Below are 21,441 nucleotides of genomic sequence, written 5' to 3'. Positions count from 1 at the left end.
CCATACGGGTTCAGATCCAATTACTATAAACCATGCACGTTTCCTTCGATCGCCTCAAAAAATCCCTCCTCCCCCTAAGCCTTACTTTCGCCCTATCTGCTTGCCAGACTCCACCTGCTCCCATTGCCGAAACTCCCCCCCCTACTCCCTCCAGCACCCCAGTCCAGAACTTTGAAGGCGTAACCCTAACCGTTTTAACCGAAGTGGGCCCCACCATATACGAACCCCTCAACCGTCGTGCCCCCGACTTTGAGCGTCTCACAGGAGTCAACATTAACATCGTCACCGTTCCCTTTGGCCAACTCTATCAAACCATTCTCGATGACTTAAGCCAAGGGACAAAAAAATATGACCTGATTGTATTTGCGCCCCAATGGATGGTTGATTTTGCTGCTCCTGGATACTTAGAAGAATTAGATGGGCGCATCGCCAACGACCCCGCCCTAGAATGGAACGACATCGCCCCGTTTTTCCGCGAATTCAGCACCACCTACGACCGAAAAATCTACACCATTCCCCTCGATGGTGACTTCCAAATGGTCTATTACCGTTCCGACTTACTCGAACAAGAAGGACTGAATCCCCCCAAAACCTGGGATGACTACCTCAAAATTGCTCAAGCCTTCCACGGAAAAGACCTCAATGGCGATGGCGAACCCGACTATGGCTCCTGTATGTCCAAAAAACCCAATGCCCAATCTTACTGGATGTTCGGCTCCATTCTCAGTCCCTTTATCCAAAGTCAAGGCACTCGCCAAGGCATATTTTTCGATCCAGAAACCATGAAACCCTTAGTCAATAATGAAGCCTTTGCCAAAGCCTTAGAAATTTATAAACAAACCACCCAATACGCTCCTGCCAACGAACTAGAGCTAACCACCCATGAAGTTCACCCCTTATTTGCCTCTGGACGCTGTGCCCTCACCTTAGATTGGGGCGATACCGGGACAATCGTCATTAACCCAGAAATTTCCCAAGTCATCGATAAAGTTGGGGCAGATATTGCCCCCGGTTCGCGGGAAATCTTAGACCGAGAAACTGGAGCATTAGTAACCTGTGATAAAGCGACTTGTCCTTATGCGATTAATGGGGTAAATCACGCTCCCTATGCTGCCTTTGGGGGATGGTCAGGTGCAGTTAATGCTGCCAGTAATGAGCGCCGTAAAGAAGCCGCCTATGCTTTTTTATCCTATATGAGCCAACCCGCACAAGCCAATGTAGATGTTACCATTGGCGGAACCGGATTTAATCCCTATCGTTTTTCCCAATATTCTAAACAGAAATTGTGGATTGATGCGGGAATGAGTGCTGAAGCGGCCCAGAGATATTTAGGCGCGATTGGCTTAAGTTTGAGTAATGCGAATGTGGTTTTAGATTTGCGGGTTCCCTACAATAACCGCTATCAACAGGACGTTTTAGATCCGGTCTTGGGGGCATATCTCAGAGATGAAATCACCACAGAACAAGCCATACAACAAATTGAACAAGGCTGGGAAAAGATTACCGATGAAGTGGGGAGAGAAGCGCAACGAAATGCCTACAAAGCTAGTATTGGAGTACAATGATTGTTTTATTAAAGTAGGGGTAAAAAAAATTTTCCCTACTATGTTCTCAACTGAAAGACTATAGCGCAGTAGTGGACCGGCAAGCTTAAAATTGGGGGTAAGAGTGTAGGTTGGGTTGAGGAACGAAACCCAACACCCGTCTGACGAAAGTTGGGTTTCACTTCGTTCAACCCAACCTACAGTTTTAAGCTTGCCGGTCCAGTAGGGTGGGCAGTGCCCACCTTACCAATTTCTCCTAAACACATACACCTATAGTAATCTTCTATGCTGTATTTGTAAGTAGCGTTTAGTAGCATTTGGTAGCGTTCGGTGCAACTTAACAAAAACTTAAAATCCTCTCAGGAACTCTCTTCAGACTCCCGATCCTCCAAGTAGCGCTCTAGAGTGCCACGAATGTTATTTTTATGAATCTCTTCTCCAAAGACCAGAGATAACTTTTTCCACAACTGAGCGCCTACCCGCTTCAGTTGTTTGGTGTTCATTCGTCCCGAATTTGAGAGCTTCTATAGATCTCTCTGAAAAATCAGGGTGATTTTATGCGAATGGGCAGAAAATTGTGATAAATTTTAATATTAATTCGGTCTTAATTAACGTTTTATTACGTTTGCTTAATCGATTAACCCCGCCCCCACCCCACCAATCAACCCAGCACAGGGAAACCAGAAACCCGGTTTCTTCAAGAAACCGGGTTTCTTAGCACTTAGCTAAAGGTTATGGGTGGGACTCCCAAAGGGTTGCAGAACCTGCTCCTAGGTATCACCTTCCTATTGCAAATAACCCATTTCTACCAATTTGTTCCACACCTTATCTACACTTTCTGATAACTCTTCGAGATCGGTGCGGCATTCAATTTCGGGTTTGGTTGGGGGTTCATAGGGGTCAGAAATGCCGGTAAATTGCTTAATTTCTCCGGCTCTAGCACGTTTGTATAACCCCTTAACATCCCGTTCTTCACAAACGGCTAGGGGAGCATTCACAAATACTTCCACAAAATCACCAATTCTCTGGCGCACTTCTTCCCGAATCGCTCGATAGGGGGAAATGGCAGAAACTAAAACAATAACCCCATTTCGGGTTAATAAGTGGGAAACAAATCCAATGCGGCGGATATTTTCGTCTCGGTCTTCTTTGCTAAAGCCTAATCCTTTGGTAAGGTTGGTGCGGACAATATCGCCATCGAGGACTTCTAATTTCACTTCAGCAGCGCGTAATTTTTTCTCTAGGGCTTGGGTAATGGTGGTTTTACCAGCGCCACTGAGACCGGTAAACCAGATTGTAACACCACGGTGATTCATACGAACGACAAATTTTAGAGTTTAGATCTACTGTACTATTTTCTGGTCAAGTTGCGAAAGTCAGGAGCGCTACGCGCTGGTAATGGGAGGGGGCAAGGAATAGAATAATTGGTTAATCCTAAGTTCTGACACCTATTCCCTATTCCCTATTCCCTATTCCCTAGTGCATAGCACTCTTAGCGGCCGTAGGATTGGGTTAAGTGTCGCAGGCGATCGCCTAATTCATCGCTCAACATCCCTGGATCATCATAGCGCCAACGCCAGTTTCCCGCGCTCACACTGGGATCGTTCATCCGTCCCTCGTTATCTAAACTGAATAAGTCTTGTAAGGGAAGAATCGCCCAAACTGCTACAGAACTTAACGCGGTGCGAATCAACAGCCAAGAAATCTCCGTAATTTCTTCTGGGGAAGCATAACCGAGATATTGGGCTAAATGCTGTTTTTCTTTTTCCCCGGCGTTTTTCCACCAGCCCACTGACGTATCATTATCATGGGTTCCTGTGTAGACGATCGCGTTTTGGGGATAATTATGGGGCAAATAAGCATTATCTGCTCCACCGCCAAAAGCAAAGAGGAGAATTTTCATTCCCGGAAAGTTAAAATGATCCCGTAATTCTTCCACTTCCGGCGTAATAATGCCCAAGTCTTCCGCTAACACGGGCAAACTCCCCAACGCTTCCCCCAAGGTTTGGAAAAATTCAAATCCCGGAGCCTTAACCCATTCTCCATTCATGGCCGTTTCTTCTCCGGCTGGCACTTGCCAATAGGCTTCAAAGCCCCGGAAATGGTCAATTCTCACCACATCCACATATTGCAGGGTGGCTCGGAAGCGTTCAATCCACCAAGCATAATTGGTTTCTTGTAATTTATCCCAATCGTAAACCGGATTGCCCCACAATTGCCCCGTAGCACTAAAATAATCAGGAGGAACGCCAGCCATCCACGCGGGTTCTAGAGTTTGGGGATCTAACTTGAAAATTTCGGGATTTGCCCAGACATCAGAGCTATTGTGGCAGACGTAAATCGAGACATCACCAATGATTTGAATGCCCTTTTCGTTGGTGTACTGGCGCAGGTTTCGCCACTGTTCAAAAAACTTGAATTGCAGAAATTGATGGTATAGGATGGAATCAGCAAGGGCTTCTTTTTTACGAGCTAGACTCTGAGGTTCGCGACGAGCGATCGCCGGTTCCCAAAGATTCCATGCTTGTCCCCCATTTTCCTCCATCAGGGACATAAACAACACATAATCATCCAACCAACTGGCCTGTTCCTGGCAAAATTCAGTGAAGGCAGGATTTTCCTCTTTTGCTAAGTGTTCCTTAAAGGTGACATAGGCCTGTTTGAGGAACCCATACTTATGGGGAATCACTCGATCGAAATTCACCCGGTTACCTGCAATATCCTCTCCAGTCAGAGGGGTTAATTCCTCAGAATTTAATAATTCCTCTGCGGCTAATTGCTCTAAGCTAATCATCAAGGGATTACCGGCAAAAGCGCTGTAATTCATGGTGTAGGGAGAATGTTCATAACCGGTTGGCCCCAAGGGCAAAATTTGCCATATTTTTTGCCCACTGCGAGCGAGGAAATCCACAAATCGATAAGCATTCTCTCCTAAATCGCCAATTCCGAAGGAACTGGGCAAGGAGGTCGGGTGTAATAAGATGCCACTTGCGCGTTCAAAAGCCATAGTGATTACAAACTCTACAAGAGATACGGACGATCCGTCCTCTCCATAGAATAAGGCAAAATGTCCCCGGCGATCGCTCTGGCGACCTTTGGGCCCCATGGGTTGCCTTTTTATTCATCTGCTCATTTTCCTGAGCTACCCCGATTTTTTCCTTCAGGTATTAAAATGAAAAGTCAAGAACATTGGACAATAGAAGAAATGCGCCACTCCATCCTCAAAGACGATCCCCTTTGGTTTAAAGATGCCATTATTTATGAAGTTCCTGTCCGAGCCTTTGCCGATAGCAACGGAGACGGTATCGGTGATTTTGGTGGACTCAAGGACAAACTCGACTATATTCAAGAGTTAGGGGTGACTGCCCTGTGGGTACTTCCCTTTTTCCCTTCTCCCCTCAAAGATGACGGTTATGATATTGCCGATTACAATAGCGTCAATCCCATTTATGGAAACCTAGAGGACTTCAAAGAATTCTTGCGCGAGAGCCATAAACGAGGTATTCGGGTGATCATCGAATTGATCGTTAACCACACCTCTGACCAACATCCCTGGTTTCAGCGAGCTAGAAAAGCGCCTCCAGGATCGCCAGAGCGAGAGTTTTATGTATGGAACGATAACCCCAGAAAATATCAAGCTGCTCGGATTATTTTCCAAGATTTTGAACATTCTAATTGGACTTGGGATTCTGTAGCTAATGCCTATTATTGGCATCGATTTTATTCTCACCAACCGGACTTAAACTATGAAAATCCGGCGGTGCAAAAAGCGGTTTTGGAAGTGGTGGATTTTTGGCTAGAGATGGGGGTCGATGGTCTGCGCTTAGATGCGGTTCCCTATCTGTATGAAGAGGAGGGAACGAATTGCGAAAATTTACCCCAAACCCATGAATTTTTGCAAGCTCTTCGCAGCCATATGGATTCTAAATTCCCCAACCGGATGTTGCTGGCGGAAGCCAATCAATGGCCCGAAGATGCGGCTGCCTATTTTGGCCATGGCAATGAATGCCATATGAATTTCCATTTCCCCTTGATGCCTCGTCTGTTCATGGCGCTAAAAATGGAAGATAGTTTTCCGATCATCGACATCTTACAACAAACGCCCCAAATTCCCAATAATTGTCAGTGGGCGCTGTTTTTGCGAAATCATGATGAACTGACGTTAGAAATGGTGTCTGATGAAGACCGAGATTATATGTATCGGGTGTATGCTCAAGACCCGCAAGCGCGGATTAATTTGGGGATTCGTCGGCGCTTGAGTCCGTTGATGGATAACGATCGCCGCCGGATAGAATTGCTCAATAGTCTGCTCTTCTCTTTGCCAGGAACTCCCGTCCTCTATTATGGGGATGAAATTGGCATGGGCGATAACATTTATTTAGGCGATCGTAACGGAGTCCGTACCCCCATGCAGTGGAGCGCCGATCGCAACGCCGGATTTAGCCGCACCAACCCCCAACGGCTCTATGCGCCCCCCATTCTCGACCCCGAATACCACTATGAAGCGATCAACGTCGAAGCCCAACGGAGCAACACCAACGCCCTTTGGTGGTCAATGAAACGGCTGATCGCCACCCGCAAACGCTTTCAAGCCTTCGGACGTGGCAGCTTTGAATTCCTCTATCCCGATAACCGTAAAGTCTTAGCCTTTACCCGCACCTATGCCGGAGAACATATCCTGATTGTCTCTAACCTTTCCCGATTCGTGCAAACTGTCGAGCTAGATCTGACTCCCTTCCAAGGAATGAAACCCGTAGAAATCTTTGGCCGGACTGAATTTCCCACCATTGAGGACGTTCCCTATTTTCTCAGCCTCAGTCCCTACGCCTTCTACTGGTTCACCCTACAAGTCGAAGAGAGCATCACCCCCAGCCCTGTCCCCGTCACCCAACTGCCCACTTTAGATGTGCCCACGGGCCCCTGGCCCAGTGCCTTCTATCAAAATGAACCCAAAACCCGTTTTGAACTGCATCTGCCTAACTATCTAATTACCCGCTCCTGGTTTACCGGTAAATCGCGCACCATTCAATCCACACAAATTATTGACGTGATTCCCATTCCTTACCAAAACCGGGAAGCTCAGATCCTTTTCATTCAGATCAACTATACCGAAGGTGCAGCCGAAACCTATGCCTTTTCTGTGGCTTACGAAGCCATCAGCGCCGACGATCCCCCTCTCCATGGAGAGCATATGATTGCCAAAATCAACGTGCAAGAAGCGGGCGAAACGGGGATTTTATATGAAGCCAGTGCCGATCCAGACTTCCTCAACTTCATGTTAGAGGCGATCGCCAACGGTTGGGAATATCAAGGCATTGCGGGTAAAATAGTGCCCTATCTGTTTAACAGTCCGCCACAACTGAACCAAGGGACTCCATCCTTTGACCCCCACCTCCTGCGAGGCGAACATAAGCATACCTCAATTATCTACAGCGATCCCCATAGTGAAACCGACGATCATCACCTGGTTCTCAAACTCTTCCGCCAAATTGAAGAAGGGATCAACGCCGATCTAGAAATTGGAGAATTTCTCACCCGTAGAATCAGCTCAGAAATTGAACCCAATCCCAAAACCTTCTCCTTGCGATCGGGCCAAATCACTCCCTTTTATGGTTCCCTAGAATATCGTCGCCCTGGTAAATCCTCCATGACCATTGGTGTATTGCGCGACTTTATTCCTGACATCCGGGACGGTTGGTCATACACCCTGGACAATTTGCGCGGTTATTTCGAGCAAGTGATGGCGACTTCCACCGAGATCGCCGATCTTCCCTTACCTACCCTCAAAGACTTCACCCTAGATGTGACCTCCAAACCCAGCGACCTAGACCCAGAGAGCAATGATCCCATTGCTGAGATTCCCGAAGTCGTTTACTCCCTCATTGGGTCTTACTTGGGTTCGGCTGAGAGTCTGGGACAATATATGGCCGAATTTCATTTAGCTCTAGCCTCCGATAGCGAAAATCGCCACTTTGCCCCAGAACCTTTTTCATCCTTCTACCAACGGTCGATTTACCAATACATGCGGAATCTGAGCGGTAAAACCCTCCTGTTTTTGCAAAAGCGTCTCAACCGACTACCGGAAGACTGGCAACCGATCGCGATGGACTTAATTAATCGCAAAGACCAATTATTAAAGCGTTTTAGCTCTGTCATCGATTTGAAAATCACCGCCCTGAGAACCCGTTGTCATGGAGATTATCACTTAGAGCAAGTTCTCTATACCGGTAAAGAATTTGTGATTACCAACTTTGAAGGAGAAACCAACCGACCCCTAAGCGAACGACGCATGAAGCGATCGCCCCTGCGGGACGTGGCCGGAATGCTCCAATCCTTCCACTATGCCGCCAGCGTCGCCCTGCAACAAGAAGTCGATAATGGCATGATTGACCCCGAAAACTTGGCTGAAATGGAGCAATGGGCAGACTTTTGGTGTAGTTGGGTGAACCTGGTATTTGTGAAAGCCTATCTGCAAACCGCCAGTCAAGGCAACTTCCTGCCCGATACTCCCAGGGAAACTCAAGTGCTACTCGACGCTTACATCCTGGAAAAATCAGTCTACGCCATTTCCTACGAACTCACCCGTCGTCCCACTTGGGTGAAAATTCCCCTATCCCGTACCTTAAAACTCTTGCAAGTTGACGATATGTCCTATCTCATTCCTCTGTTGCACTCCCGTAGCGCTTTGCCCGGTAATGGGTAATAGGTAATGGGTACACAGCTTGTCGGGTGGCTAGAGTGTGCTTGTACAATTTGAATGATGTCACTCATGCTCCTGCCCACCCGACCCCATACTCCTGAGTTCTTGTCTGTGTCAATGTTGCTCATCGTGATCTATCAATACAAGATTTGCTGACGAGATAAGTCCCCAAGGGTGCGTAAAGCGGGGGGCAATTGCGATCGCAAATGTATAGGGTCTGGGGGATAGGTGACTCCTCCCCAATGTTGGGCTAATGTGCCCAGTAATTCGTCTTGCTGGAGACGAAACCCTTCAATGTCCCAGCCTTGGTTCATGATACTAAACCAGACTAAACCCCGATCGCGGGTAAAGATTACGCCCGCTAAAGCGCTCACGGTTGATAATGTGCCAGTTTTAACGATGCTATATTGAGGAGGCTGGCGATCTTGAAGGGTTCCCCCATCATACCCAACCACCGGAAAAATATCTGCAATACTGAGATGGTAAAACTGTAAATACCGTTGAATGGCCATCAATAATAGGACGGAAGCACGGGGAGACATGCGATTGTCTTGACCTAATCCCGATCCATTAATCAGGTGTAGCTCGGCTGCGGGAATACCGGCAAACGTGCCGGCCATTTCTTCCACTCGATCGCCTCCTCCTAGGGATTGGGCAATAATCTCCGATAACCGATTGTGACTATAAACATTCATCCGTCTGAGAATCTCGACAAGGGCCAGAGACCGATGATCTAACACTGGGGTCAAAGGTTGGGAGGGAGCTTGGGAGCGAATGGAACCGGCGATCGCCACTTGGGGACGCGGTAAATCATGGGGTAAACTACCATAGTGATTGTCTAGGTGACGATCCCAGAGATCGGCGTTGATGCTGCGATAAAACAGTGCCCCCACTGTTGCCGGATCAGTTTTATAGTTCATCCACATCGGGCCCGTAATAATTAAATCGCCGGTAACTTGCCTAATTCCTAAGTCATTAAGCTGCTGACCGATGGCGATCGCCTCTTGCCACACCAACAGAGGATCACCTCCCCCGACGATCACTAAATCTCCTTCCACTACACCCTCTTTGATTTCACCGGCGATCGCCACTTGGGTTGTAAACTGATGATAGGGGCCCCACTCTTTCAAAGCTGCTAAGGTTGTTGCCACCTTGGTTAAGGACGCACCAGAAAATAACGCTTTGCCCTGATGGTTAAATAAAATCTCTTCTCCCGATTGTAACCATACACCGTGAGCGCTTTGACCGAAGCTTTTTTGACTCCAACTTTCGAGATACGGGTCAATCTGGTTAGCCATATCAACCCCTCGATCGGAGTACAGAACCCATCGAGAGGTATTTTGTTGCCAAGTCACTGGGATTTGCAAAACTTGCTCGAATCCCGCTCGATCTAACCATAAGGCTAGGGGAATTGCACTTAACCACTCCAACACGATCGATCTCCAGTCGCGGAAAACACTCTAAGGTTTACTACGGTTGAAGATACACCCAGGCTCTCCCATCGCAAGTTGCCTCCATGATTTATCATAAATCTTATGGAAATGTAACTTAAGATAACATTGTTATGCCCTCAACCGCAGATTTTTTACAGGCTTCTGAGTGGTTTGCGATCGCCACCGGAGTCACGATTGCCTTTACCGTCCTTTGCTTTGTCTTTAAGTGGGGGTTTCGCTTCCGCTTTTTTGGCATCAGTTCGTTTATGGTAGTCTTAACCGTCAGCGTATTTTCCTTGAGCTTAGTTCCCTTTTCCCAAACAGTCATTCCTGGATCGGTGCGTTATTCTCTGGTGTTCGATAATGGAGCAACCCATACTGTGATTGCCGTACCGCCCCAAATTACGGAATCGGAATTAGAAGCAACCCTCAAGCAAGCAGCCATCAACCTCTTTTCCTATGGGCGATCGGCAACCGATAGCGATCGCCTAACCGTACTGGCACGCACCCTTGTCCATCCCGACTCCAAAGTATCAGAGGCAATCTATTTAGGGAAAGCAGAACAATTGATTTATCAGGGAGACGAGCAAAAAATTACGGTGGAGATTGACCAACAAAAACTAAAACAACTTCAGACTTTAACCCCTTCTTAGGAGATGTATCCTTAAACTCTTCCCCGCCCTAGAAGGACGGGGATTCAGCTCTATCTTTTTGATCAATTGTATATTGGTATATTCACAGAAAAAGCGATAGAGAGGGGATTTAACTTTGTCCAGGAATCGTAATATCGATCGCCGTCACCTGACCATCCCCACTTAACGCACTCAAAGGCGGATCGATCTGCTCTTGATTACCAACCACTAAAGTTACCATCTCTTCGGGTTTCAGATACTCCTGAGCCACCCGTTGCACATCCTCGATAGTGGTTGCTTCCACCCCCCGTTGATATTGGAAAATAAAATCTTCAGGATAGCCATAATAGGAATAGCGCATGAGGCGAGAAAGGGTTTGGGAGGGTTTTTGGAAATTAAACACAAAAGAATTGAGTACCCCATCCTTAGCGGCGGTTAATTCTTGAGCAGTAATTGGCTTTTGGATGATGCGATCCAACTCTCCACGCAGCGCTTCAATAAAGGGAACTGTCGCTTCTGAACGAGTCGAACCCCCAGCAATTAACATCCCTGGATAGTCATAACGAGGACTCCAAAACCCATAGACCGCATAAGCTAACCCTTGGCGCGATCGCACCTGATTAAACAAACGTCCCCCCAACCCATTCAAAACCTCGTTCATCACCGATAGAGCAAAATAGTCCGGATTATCCAACTGTCCCCCCAAATGGCCCATCAGTACATTACTCTGGGTCAGTTGGGGTTGATCGACCACAAAAATCCCCTCGGTCAGGCTCTGGGAAACCTGGGGTAGGGGAGGACGCTTAAAATTAGGATTCGGTTGCCAATCTCCAAATGTCGCTTCTAACTTTTCTCGCATCTGGGCCGGATCGAAATCGCCCACCAAACCCAACATCATATTATTGGGGACAAAATACTGTTGATAGAAGTCAATTAAATCCTGCCGTTTAATCGCCTCTAACGTCTCATATTCCACAGTTCGCGCATAGGGACTGTTTGCCCCATAAATCAACTTCTGAAATTCTCGACTCGCGATCGCATCCGGGCTATCATTACGACGGGCAATACTCCCTTGAACTTGGGTTTTGGCTAACTCCAGTTGCTGCTCATCAAAGGCCGGTTGACGCAAGACTTGGGCAAACAGGCGCAACACCTCATCTGTATCCGGCGTGAGAGCGCTAAACTGGGCAGTAGCCGCCGAAGTCCCAATGGAGGTTTCAATGGAAGCGGCTCGATCTTCGAGCGATCGATTCAGTTCATCCGGGGTATAGGTTTGGGTTCCTCCGCTACGCATCACGGTTCCGACTAACCCGGCTAACCCCACTTTTTCCTGGGGTTCCTGGCGATCGCCCGTATGAAACATCGCCCTTCCCGTCACCAAGGGCAGATCCCGGTCTTCCATCAAAAAGACCTCAATCCCATTGTCCATCGTAAACTGGGTATACTCTGGAACCGTCACCTCCGGAAGCGGAGGAAAGGTTAACTCGTCATAGGGTTTGGCCTGAGCAGCAACCGCCGATTCATGCCATTGAATCGTTAGGGCTAAACTGAGTACCATTAAAGCCAGCCACAGCCCCCGAACCATCTTTTTGATCACTCGTCTTACTTGCATCATGTTTTGTTAGGTAATGGGTAATAGGGAATAGGTTTTAATTGCTCGCCGTTAACAAGCGCCCGATCGTGCGATTTTCTGGGGTAAACGTCCCCTGGGCTACGCGCTGAATATCTTCGGAAGTGACGGCTTCAATGGCTTCAATTTCCCCAAATAAATTGCGCCACGATCCCGTTGTGGCTTCGTACTTGGCTAATAAACTGGCTAAACCGGAATTCGAGTCGAGCGTGCCGAGTAAACTGGCTTTAGCTTGAGTTTTCACCCGGTCTAATTCTTCTTGGCTTACCGGTTCAGTTTTCATGCGTTCAATTTCCGCACCTAAAGCTTCCGCTACCTCATCCACCGTATGCCCTGGAGCCGTTAAACTGTAAAACAGCATTAAATTGGGGTATTTATCGCCAGGGAAGCCACTAAACCCGGCCGCAGAGAGGGAAACCTGTTGTTCTTCGACTAAGGATTTGTACAAGCGAGCGGTGCGTCCATCACTGAGAATTGACCCCATCAGATCGTAGACTGCATGATCGGGGTGATTGCCGGCCGGACGGTGATACCCTTCGAGATACATGGGTTGGGTGGGTAATTCTAGGTTAACTTCTCGCGTTTCGGTTTGCGGAGGTTCTGCGGGGGGATTAACCTTGGGGGTGGGGCGTTCACGAAAGCGACCAAAATAGGTTTGAGCTAGGGTTTTGACTTCGGAGGTCTCCACATCCCCAACGATCGCCACAATTAGATTATGGGGGACATAATAGGTCTCGAAGAAATCCCTCACATCTTGCCGTTTCAAGTTGCGTAAGTCTTCCTCATAGCCAATAACGGGTTGGCGATAGGGATGGACTTTGAAGGCTGCATCTTGGAAGGCTTCAATCATCTTACCAATGGGGGAATTATCGGTACGCATCCGTCGCTCTTCGAGGATGACTTCTTTTTCTTGGTAAAATTCCCGAAACACCGGGTCAAGGAAGCGTTCTGACTCTAGGGACATCCACAACTCTAGTTTATTGGATGGAAGGCTAAAAAAGTAACGGGTGGCATCCGTGGAGGTTGTGGCATTGAGTCCCACTCCTCCGAAGCGTTCGACGATTTGACCAAATTCGTTTTGTTTGATGTATTGGGACGCTTTTTGATTAACTCGATCGAATTCGGCTTGGAGTTCTTGGACTTTTTCCGTATTTCCGTTGGCTTTAGCGGCTTGAATTTGATCGAAGAGGCGATCGAGTTCATCCATTAAGGGTTTTTCGGCTTCATAGTCCGTTGTGCCAATATCTGTAGTTCCCTTAAAGGCTAAATGTTCTAAGTAATGGGCTACACCCGTTTTCCCTAGGGGTTCATTGGCTCCGCCAACATCCGCATAGAGCATGAAGGAGACGACTGGGGCTTGATGGCGTTCTAGGACAATAAATTTGATTCCATTTTGGAGAGTAAATGTTTTTACTTCTTTTTCAACCTTATCTAGATAGGGTTGAATGGAAAACTCCCTAGAGTTTTGGCTCATTAAGGCGATCGCCGGTTTTGTACCGAGAAAGCCAATGCAAAGTAGTAAACTCAGCAGAATTGCTGCTAGTTGCTTGAAATGGAAGGATGTCAACCTGCTCACATCAGTTAACCGAATTTTGTTCATAAGGATTGAGACTATAGACTCACATAAAATGGATAGAATTAAGACTTCACTTTACCAAAGCGGCGATCGCGCTTTTGGAACTCCCACAGCGCTCGGTGCATCTCCGCTCGGTCAAAATCCGGCCAGAGGGTATCTGTAATATAAATCTCCGCATAGGCCAACTGCCACAATAGGAAATTACTAATCCGCATTTCTCCACTGGTGCGAATCAATAAATCAGGATTGCCCACATTAACCGTATATAAATATTGCTCAAACAAGGCTTGGTCAATATCTTCAGGATTTAAATCCCCTTGTTTCACTTGAGTCGCTAGAGCTTGACAAGCCTGCAAAATTTCCTGCCGTCCTCCATAATTGGTCGCCACCGTAAATCTCATACCTTGATTCTTACAAGTTGCTCCTACGGACTTCTGAATCTGGTTTTGTAAAGATTGAGGCAGTTCATCTAACTTGCCCACTAACTCTAAGCGAACATCCCGTTTCATCATTTCTGGTAACTGACGGCGCAAAAACTGCTCAATCACCATCATAATCAACTTCACTTCTTGGGGAGGACGTTTCCAATTTTCGGTCGAAAAAGCATAAACGGTGAGCGCTCTAATATTCCAATCATCGCAACAGCACACCAATTCTACCAAGGCATCTGCACCACGGGGATGTCCCATAATCCTGGGCATTCCTCGCCTCTGGGCCCATCGACCATTACCATCCATAATTACTGCAACATGACGAGGAAGCTTTTGGGGATCGAGGTCACTAGGGAGAGTCTTCAAAGTATTGTCAATAATTTGCTTTGCAGTCATTTTTTCTTGTCAGAATCAGAAGAAGGTAAACGGAGTAGGCGTGCAACCATGGCTGCGCCTTGAGAGTTGATTTGGCGGCCCAAATTTCGCAAATCGGGGGCGACAGCCTCCCGTTCTACTGATTGAGAGAATTTGGCTTCCAAGAGTTCCTTTAGTTTACTGCTGGTTAAGGGACGATTCAGGAGACCCCTTTCCGCCAGAGAGATAGAACCCGTTTCCTCAGAAACAACCACACACAGACAGTTTTCTACTCGGTCAGTAATGCCCATGGCGGCTCGGTGACGAGTGCCCAGCTTACGGGAGGCGGTGCGATCGGATAGAGGTAAAATTACTCCGGCAGCGATAATACGAGACATGCGAATCCAAACGGCTCCATCATGTAACAGGGTACTGGTTTGGAAAATAGTTTGTAACAACTCCTTGGAGACTTCTGCATTTAACCTTACACCAGGAACAGAAAAATCGCGTTCATCAATGGGCCCGGTAGTTTCTAAAATCAGCAGCGCCCCTGTCCGATTTTGAGATAGGTCTTTAACTGCATCAACAATTTCATCAATCACACTCTCAGCTTTTGGGGGAGGTTCTGATGGGGGGAGGAACAAATCAACGATTTGTCCTTGGCCCAATTGTTCTAGAAATCGACGAAACTCGGACTGCAAAATTACAGCCATGGCGACAGCAGAACCAATCACTAATTTGTTTAACACAAAGCTGAGTAGGGTTAAGTTGATGATGGTACTGATGGCGGTGGCCAACATTAGAAGGATGAATCCTCGCACCATCCACAAGGTTCGACGTTCACCAATAATCATCAAGACCATGTAGGTCAACATCAAAACCAAGATGAAGTCAACCGTATGCAGCAGGTTTTTTTGAGTATCAGTTAAATTGGATAACCATTGGGTTAAAAGATCTCCCATAGCTAGGCAAGAGGCAAGAGGCAATAGGCAATAGGCAATAGGCAATAGGCAATAGGGAATTAGGATAAAAATCCCCTATGCCCCTATCTCCTGTGGTTGTTAAGAAATGGATTTGAGGCGATCGGGAAGGCGATCGCAGCTCACCAAGTCTTGATAGGTTTCCCGCTCAATAATCACTTGCCCTTGCCCATTGCTCACTAAGATAGCGGCTGGTCGGGTGACGCGGTTATAGTTGGAAGCCATACTATAGTTGTAGGCTCCCGTGGCTAAAATGGCGATCGCTTCTCCGGGTTGCAGGGGCGGGAATTGGGCCTGTTGAATGAGAATATCACCCGATTCGCAGTGCTTACCCGCTAGGGTTACGGTTTCCGTACAGGCTTGTCCCATGCGATCGACGGCAACAGCCCGATAGAGGGCTTGATAGGTGATGGGGCGAGCATTGTCTGACATGCCCCCATCTACGGCGATATAGGTTCGCATATTAGGAATGGCCTTACGGGAACCGACGGTGTAAGCGGTGATACAGGACGACCCCACTAAGGAACGACCGGGTTCACAGATGATATGGGGGGGCGTAATTTGGGCGCGATCGCAGGCGGTTACCATGGCTGTACACACTTGTTTAACCCAAGCTTCAATGGAGGGCGGATCGTCGTCTTCAGTATAGCGAATGCCTAAACCTCCACCCACATTTAATACTGAGGGAGATAAGCCAATTTCCTTCGCTTTCAGGAACCATTGCACCATCACAGCCGGGAGATCCTGATGGGGTTCGAGTTCAAAAATTTGCGAGCCAATATGGGCGTGGAATCCTTGGAAATCTAAGCTCTTTTCTTGGGCAATCCCTTCTAAAACGGCTTCAATTTGATTGGGATCGAAGCCAAATTTACTGTCAATATGTCCCGTGCGAATATATTCATGGGTGTGACATTCGATGCCAGGAGTCATGCGAATCAGGATAGGAACGGTTTGGCCGCGATCGCGACTGAGCTGGGCTAGGGTTTTCAGTTCTAGCCAGTTATCCACCACCACATGAGAGCCGACTTCTAGAGCTTCTGTCAGTTCAGTAGCCGATTTATTATTGCCATGGAAGTAAATCCGATCGGCTTGAACTCCCGCTTGTAGAGCCGTGTAAAGTTCTCCACCCGAAGCCACATCAATACCTAACCCTTCCGAGGCGGCGATCGCACAAATGGCTAAACAATTCCACGCTTTCGAGGCATAGATAACTGTGGCTTCTCCCGGATAGTAGCGCTTAAAGGCTTCTCGATATTGGCGACAGGCAGCGCGTAAACCCTCTTCATCGAGGATATAGAGGGGAGAGCCATAGGTTTTCACTAATTCAGAAACCGCTACACCCCCAATGGTTAATTGATCGGTGCTATTGACTTGAGCCGTTAGGGGCAGTAACTGTTGATTGGGCGATCTTTCACCCACAGGCTCTTCGACGGAGGAAAGATAATCTGTGCCACGGGGTGGAGTAATACGGGAGGGTGTCGATACCATAATCTCAGGAAAGCGAGTTCGTCATTCATTGTTCATTCGTTCTATACTCTATTGTCCATGGTGAACTGCAAATCACCAATAGTTATCTGTTAATCGGCTCAATACTCCTCTATGAACTCATCTATGACTGTGCCTTTTATTCTCCATGCGATCGCCCCAGAACACCTAAACGCTGTGGTTACCCTCGATCGCCTCTGTTTTGGCCAGTTATGGACTTTGGACGCTTACCAACGGGAACTCGATAGCCCAAACAGTGAATTATTAGGCATCAGTTGGGGTGAGGAGTTAATCGGATTCGGCTGTTATTGGGCGATCGTCGAAGAAGCCCATCTCACCATCTTAGCCATTCATCCCCACTATCAACATCAAGGCTTAGGGCAATCTCTCCTCTGTGCCTTATTAGACTCTGCCCGCCAACGGGGACTCGAACGAGCCACCCTAGAAGTCAAAGCCTCCAACCACCGCGCCCTAGGACTCTATCAAAAATTCGGCTTTCTCACCGCCGGACGGCGACGTAATTATTATCAAGAAACCGGCGAAGATGCCCTCGTCCTATGGCTCAAGGATCTACAATCTCCCCAATTTCCAGAACACTTAAGCCAGTGGCAACAGCAAGCCCAATCTAAATCCTTAACCCAGAACAACTACCAGAACAAGTATGAGACAATCTAGAGCGAACTCGATCCAAAACACTCAACCATGACGACCCTCACCAACGTACTGGAAACGCCCCAAGAATGGGATCTTTCCGACCTCTATCAAGGACTCGATGATCCGAAAATTCAGCAAGATCTCGACTATCTCCAACAGCAAGCCACCACCTTTCGCCAAACCTATCGCGGCCAAATTTCCCAACTCTCCCCAGAGCAAATCCTTAACGGTTTACAACAACTCGAAACCCTCTTTCAGTCCTGTGGATACCTTTGGGCCTATCCCAGCCTAGTCTTTGCTGCCGACACCCGCAACAGCGCCGCCAAGCAACTCCTCGACCGGGTAATGGAAGCCGTCACCACCCTAGAAAATGAAGTCCTCTTCTTTGATTTAGAACTCAAAAACTTATCTGAATCCCAACTCGAACATCTGCAAAACGATCCCCTCTTAGCCTCCTATCGCTATTACCTGCAACAAATTGCCCAATTTCGCCCCTACGCCCTTTCTGAAGAAGTTGAACAAACCCGAAATCAGGATAATTTAACCGGCCGTAGTGCTTTTATTCAACTGCGCTCTTTGCACCTAGGGGAACAACAGTATACCCCAGTCACCACCCCAGAGGGAAAAACGGCCGAAACCGAAGCCGATCTTTCGGCCCTCCGTTTACATCCTTCCCCAGACATTCGCTATCAATCTTACATCTCCCTACGGGAAGTCATGCAGCAGCATAACTTGCTCTATGGCTATATTCTCAACAGTGTTGCCCAAGATCATAAGCTCGAAAATAAAATGCGGGGCCATGACTCGACCCTCAGTAAACAGCTTTTAGAAGATCGAGTGTCTCGGCCCGTGTTTGATGCGATTATGACCGGTATGGGCGATCGCTACGATCTCTTTCAACGCTATTATCATCTCAAGGCTAAAACCCTAGGCGAACCCATCCGCAGTTGCGATATTTATGCCCCTTGGACACAAGATCCTAGCCCCTCTTTACCCTATAACTTAGGAGTCGAAACCCTCTTAAACGCCCTAGAGCAATTTGATATTAACTATGCTCGCCGCGCCGAAGAATTTTTCCTCAACAATTGGGTCGATGCCAAAGTCAGACCCGGAAAACAGGGCGGTGCATTTTGTGCCTATAACCATGGCAAACATAGTTATTTATTGCTCTCCTATACCGAGGATTATGATTCCCTGTTTACCTTAGCCCATGAAATGGGCCATGGTTTACATTTTGCCTGGATTGATGACCACCAGAGTTATTTTAACAGCAATCCTCCTATGGTCATGGCTGAGGTCGCTTCTACGTTTAACGAATTGTTGTTATTAGATTTTCTGTTGGCCTCTTCTGATCCGGCCTTAAAGCTGTCTATTTTAACCGGACAACTTGAAGATCAATTAAGCTTACTGTTTCGCCAGAGTACCATTAGTCGCCTAGAATTACTCATCCATGAGCGAGCCACAGAAGGCAGTTTTGACCACCATTTTGTCAATCAGAAGTGGATGGAGTTGTATGAACAGCTTTGCGGAGATGCGATTACCCTATTGCCGGAACATCAATATGATTGGGCAAGGATTGGTCATATTTTCTTTAAACCGTTCTATTGCTATCAATATACTGCTTCCCATATTGTTAGCTTGGCCTGTTATCAGCAATATCGAGAACTGGGTAAGGAATTTGTCCCTGGATATTTAGAATTGTTATCCACAGGGGGAAGTGTGGATCAGGTTGAGGCTCTAAAACAGTATGTTGGCGTTGATTTAACCGATCCAGCAACGATTCATCTGGCTCTGGAGTATGTTCAAGGGTTGATCGATCGCTTGGAGGAAACCTTAAGCATTCATAAATCTTGAACCATTACCGCCCTTAGCGCAACTAGCCAGAGGCCGTGCCAAACCAGTACCATGCTGGCTCTTGCCAGGGAATTTCCATTAAGGTACAAAACTGCCGAATTTTTGTTGGCCAAGAGGATGAAACCTCAAAATCAAGAGGACTAGCTTTGCCCATCGAACCCATGGTGACCGACTCGCGCACGTAGATATAAACAGGGCCCGGAGGTTGCCCCTCATCACAGCGCACACCTATCCCCACGTCATGGATCTGGAGATCCGGTTGATGTGGGGATGCTTCTAATCGTCGTTGAAACCGCTCTACAAAGCCTTCTCCAGGAATCACATCCGAGCCAGCTTGCCAAACCTCAGACTCTGATTGAGCGGTATTGACCACAAACCCATAAAAAACTAACGCATCAAAATCAAATCCCATACCCTATGCCCTCATGACGATACCCAACGGGTGGCAACGTGCCAACCCGGTTCCTGCCAGGGAATCTGATGAGCGGCACAAAAGGCAGCCAGACGCTCTACCCAATCTGGTTGTATTGCAGGGTGTCCCAACCGCTCGATCGCATTACCCAAAGGAGGCTGATTCCTCCAAGGTAATTGACATTCAGCCGCCACTACCGTGACATAGAAAAAACGGATATTTGCAGGTTTACCATAGAAATCCACCTTACACCCCTGTGCGTCCACTTGACCCACCAAAGACTCATCAACCGGAGGCCGATCCGGCTGATGGGGAAAATCAAAACCCCAGAAAAGAATGGCTAAGTCCTGGGGAGCGGGTGAGGAGGTCAAGAAATCGGGTAACTGTCCATCGACTTGCAAAGCCTGTAGACGCTCAAGGGTAATCCCGCGATCGCGGCGTTGGGCAGCATCTTCCGGTTTAATATTTAATTCCTGCCAACCGGCTGCTTCTGCGGGACTGATACCATACTGTTGCCATACTCGGATATTGTTGATATCAAACCCTTGCTCTATCCACTGCCCAATTTCAGCCAGGGAGAGTCTTTTGAGGTGAGCTTGAGTTAATTGTTTTGCCGTGTAGCCCCGATCGCACAGTTGGCGGGCCATCACTGCATCCGGCTCCTGAAACTGCTGCCAGGGGGCAGTAGACCGAGGATCAAAGCCCTGTTCGACCCAGGCTAGGATCTGCTCAGGCTTTACTGGCCATTGTTTTAAGTCTTCTGGCTCAATGCCCAGATCTAAGAGTCGGCGGGCGATCGCCGGATCTTGAGTCCCGTTCCGACCTCGTTGCCACGCTCTCACCTCGTGGGGAGCAAACCCCGCCTGATGCCAACCGAGAGCCACATCCGGTTTCAGTTGGGCTGTTCCTTTCCAGGGCAAAGCCTCTTCAAGCGTAAACCCCAACTCTTGCCATCGGGGTTCGATACCATGGGGATAAATTGAGAAAAAGCGCAGGTTGCTATACTCAGGAAAATCACTCAGATTGCGAATTTCTTGCGGATCGTAAGTTTGCCCATACACCTCACCCGGTTGAGGTTCCATAAAGAAACCGAGAATGGTATCGGAGTGAGCCTCAATTACCAAGTAATCCTGTATCCACTTGTTGACGTGGTGATTGTAGTAAGAATAGGGTTTTAAATTAAAACGTCCAGTCATACTCTCTCGCTTAATTCTTCAGTTTTTAATGGGTTGACGAAATATATAGCAAACCTAAATGAGTTATGTAATGGCTGCCCCTCATCCCCCTACCCCCTTCTCCCGCGGGAGAAGGGGGAAAAGTCCCTCTCCCATGGGAGAGGGATATAGGGAGAGGGCATTTCCAGTGACACAACTCATTTAGACTAGCTATATACCCCTCTTCTATCACTTTCGGAAAAAGGGGGGTGAAACCCTGATTCTTTCGCTTCGCGATAAAACTCCGTTTTCGGCTGTCGCCGACATGAAACGCTTCGCGATCGCGGGCTGTAATGGCGGAAATTCGTCAGAATTTCCCAGTTTAACAGAAGAGGGGTAACTGAGATTAATCTGGACGAACTGAGCAATTTTCTCGACCATAATTCACTTCTTTATTTCCCTGGGGATTCATCCACACGCACCAAACACCATCGGCTTTATGAATGCGCCAGCGATGCATGACTTCGGCATAGAGGGTGAAGATCAATAATAACCCGATACAACTAAACCCAATGGTAATTAAAATTCGGTCTTTATCCATG

General features: G+C 47.7%; 17 protein-coding genes. 5 read left to right on the top strand and 12 right to left on the bottom strand.

Annotated features, from left to right (window positions below; all coding sequences use genetic code 11):
- Positions 1 to 32: 32 nt before the first annotated feature.
- Complete coding sequence (locus PMG25_RS10545) at positions 33 to 1,565, top strand: ABC transporter substrate-binding protein (protein WP_283766860.1); 1,533 nt, start codon at positions 33 to 35, stop codon at positions 1,563 to 1,565.
- Positions 1,566 to 1,903: 338 nt separating this feature from the next.
- Here PMG25_RS10545 and PMG25_RS10540 read toward each other — a convergent pair whose 3' ends face one another.
- The 3 genes from PMG25_RS10540 to malQ form a co-directional block, all read right to left on the bottom strand.
- Positions 1,904 to 2,047 carry a helix-turn-helix domain-containing protein gene (locus PMG25_RS10540; protein ID WP_283766859.1) on the bottom strand — a complete coding sequence of 48 codons (144 nt, stop codon included), beginning with the start codon at positions 2,045 to 2,047 and terminating at the stop codon, positions 1,904 to 1,906.
- Between the two features lie 282 nt (positions 2,048 to 2,329).
- On the bottom strand, positions 2,330 to 2,860 hold the full coding sequence (gene cysC, locus PMG25_RS10535) for an adenylyl-sulfate kinase (RefSeq protein ID WP_283766858.1): 531 nt from the start codon (positions 2,858 to 2,860) through the stop codon (positions 2,330 to 2,332).
- Between the two features lie 176 nt (positions 2,861 to 3,036).
- Positions 3,037 to 4,551 carry a 4-alpha-glucanotransferase gene (malQ, locus tag PMG25_RS10530; protein WP_283766857.1) on the bottom strand — a complete coding sequence of 505 codons (1,515 nt, stop codon included), beginning with the start codon at positions 4,549 to 4,551 and terminating at the stop codon, positions 3,037 to 3,039.
- Between the two features lie 198 nt (positions 4,552 to 4,749).
- On the opposite strand from malQ, the gene treS reads away from it, so the two are divergent.
- Positions 4,750 to 8,247: a maltose alpha-D-glucosyltransferase gene (gene treS, locus PMG25_RS10525; RefSeq protein ID WP_347178808.1), complete on the top strand. Its 3,498-nt coding sequence runs from the start codon at positions 4,750 to 4,752 to the stop codon at positions 8,245 to 8,247.
- 134 nt (positions 8,248 to 8,381) lie between these two features.
- Here treS and PMG25_RS10520 read toward each other — a convergent pair whose 3' ends face one another.
- Positions 8,382 to 9,677 carry a D-alanyl-D-alanine carboxypeptidase gene (locus tag PMG25_RS10520; RefSeq protein ID WP_283766855.1) on the bottom strand — a complete coding sequence of 432 codons (1,296 nt, stop codon included), beginning with the start codon at positions 9,675 to 9,677 and terminating at the stop codon, positions 8,382 to 8,384.
- Positions 9,678 to 9,808: 131 nt separating this feature from the next.
- Between PMG25_RS10520 and PMG25_RS10515 the strand changes: the two genes are divergently transcribed.
- The gene (locus tag PMG25_RS10515) at positions 9,809 to 10,330 is read left to right on the top strand and encodes a Ycf51 family protein (protein WP_283766854.1); all 522 of its coding nucleotides are present in this window, start codon (positions 9,809 to 9,811) and stop codon (positions 10,328 to 10,330) included.
- Positions 10,331 to 10,439: 109 nt separating this feature from the next.
- Here PMG25_RS10515 and PMG25_RS10510 read toward each other — a convergent pair whose 3' ends face one another.
- The 5 genes from PMG25_RS10510 to lysA form a co-directional block, all read right to left on the bottom strand.
- Positions 10,440 to 11,921 carry a M16 family metallopeptidase gene (locus PMG25_RS10510; protein WP_347178807.1) on the bottom strand — a complete coding sequence of 494 codons (1,482 nt, stop codon included), beginning with the start codon at positions 11,919 to 11,921 and terminating at the stop codon, positions 10,440 to 10,442.
- A gap of 37 nt (positions 11,922 to 11,958) precedes the next feature.
- Positions 11,959 to 13,539, bottom strand: a complete 1,581-nt coding sequence (locus tag PMG25_RS10505; protein WP_283766852.1) for a M16 family metallopeptidase — start codon at positions 13,537 to 13,539, stop codon at positions 11,959 to 11,961.
- A gap of 38 nt (positions 13,540 to 13,577) precedes the next feature.
- Positions 13,578 to 14,342 (bottom strand): undecaprenyl pyrophosphate synthase, encoded by a 765-nt coding sequence (gene uppS, locus PMG25_RS10500; protein WP_283766851.1) that lies wholly within the window; start codon positions 14,340 to 14,342, stop codon positions 13,578 to 13,580.
- Positions 14,339 to 15,262, bottom strand: coding sequence for a diadenylate cyclase CdaA (cdaA, locus tag PMG25_RS10495; RefSeq protein ID WP_347178805.1), 924 nt, complete (start codon positions 15,260 to 15,262; stop codon positions 14,339 to 14,341). The genes uppS and cdaA overlap by 4 nt, the downstream gene beginning before the upstream one ends.
- Before the next feature lie 99 nt (positions 15,263 to 15,361).
- The gene (gene lysA / locus PMG25_RS10490; RefSeq protein ID WP_283766849.1) at positions 15,362 to 16,768 is read right to left on the bottom strand and encodes a diaminopimelate decarboxylase; all 1,407 of its coding nucleotides are present in this window, start codon (positions 16,766 to 16,768) and stop codon (positions 15,362 to 15,364) included.
- 123 nt (positions 16,769 to 16,891) lie between these two features.
- On the opposite strand from lysA, the gene rimI reads away from it, so the two are divergent.
- A complete protein-coding gene (gene rimI / locus PMG25_RS10485) occupies positions 16,892 to 17,440 on the top strand; it encodes a ribosomal protein S18-alanine N-acetyltransferase (protein ID WP_283766848.1) in 549 nt (182 codons plus the stop codon).
- 27 nt (positions 17,441 to 17,467) lie between these two features.
- Positions 17,468 to 19,273 carry a M3 family oligoendopeptidase gene (locus tag PMG25_RS10480; protein ID WP_283766847.1) on the top strand — a complete coding sequence of 602 codons (1,806 nt, stop codon included), beginning with the start codon at positions 17,468 to 17,470 and terminating at the stop codon, positions 19,271 to 19,273.
- Between the two features lie 22 nt (positions 19,274 to 19,295).
- Here the strand turns inward: PMG25_RS10480 and PMG25_RS10475 are convergent, their stop codons facing one another.
- The 3 genes from PMG25_RS10475 to PMG25_RS10465 all read right to left on the bottom strand — a co-directional run bounded on the left by PMG25_RS10475 (position 19,296) and on the right by PMG25_RS10465 (position 21,440).
- Positions 19,296 to 19,685, bottom strand: coding sequence for a hypothetical protein (locus tag PMG25_RS10475; RefSeq protein ID WP_283766846.1), 390 nt, complete (start codon positions 19,683 to 19,685; stop codon positions 19,296 to 19,298).
- Positions 19,686 to 19,696: 11 nt separating this feature from the next.
- Positions 19,697 to 20,881: a hypothetical protein gene (locus PMG25_RS10470; protein WP_283766845.1), complete on the bottom strand. Its 1,185-nt coding sequence runs from the start codon at positions 20,879 to 20,881 to the stop codon at positions 19,697 to 19,699.
- Between the two features lie 364 nt (positions 20,882 to 21,245).
- Positions 21,246 to 21,440 (bottom strand): hypothetical protein, encoded by a 195-nt coding sequence (locus PMG25_RS10465; RefSeq protein WP_283766844.1) that lies wholly within the window; start codon positions 21,438 to 21,440, stop codon positions 21,246 to 21,248.
- Position 21,441: the final 1 nt, after the last annotated feature.

This window comes from Roseofilum capinflatum BLCC-M114 (assembly GCF_030068505.1).
Lineage (GTDB): Bacteria > Cyanobacteriota > Cyanobacteriia > Cyanobacteriales > Desertifilaceae > Roseofilum > Roseofilum capinflatum.
This window is presented reverse-complemented; position numbering and strand designations above follow the sequence as displayed.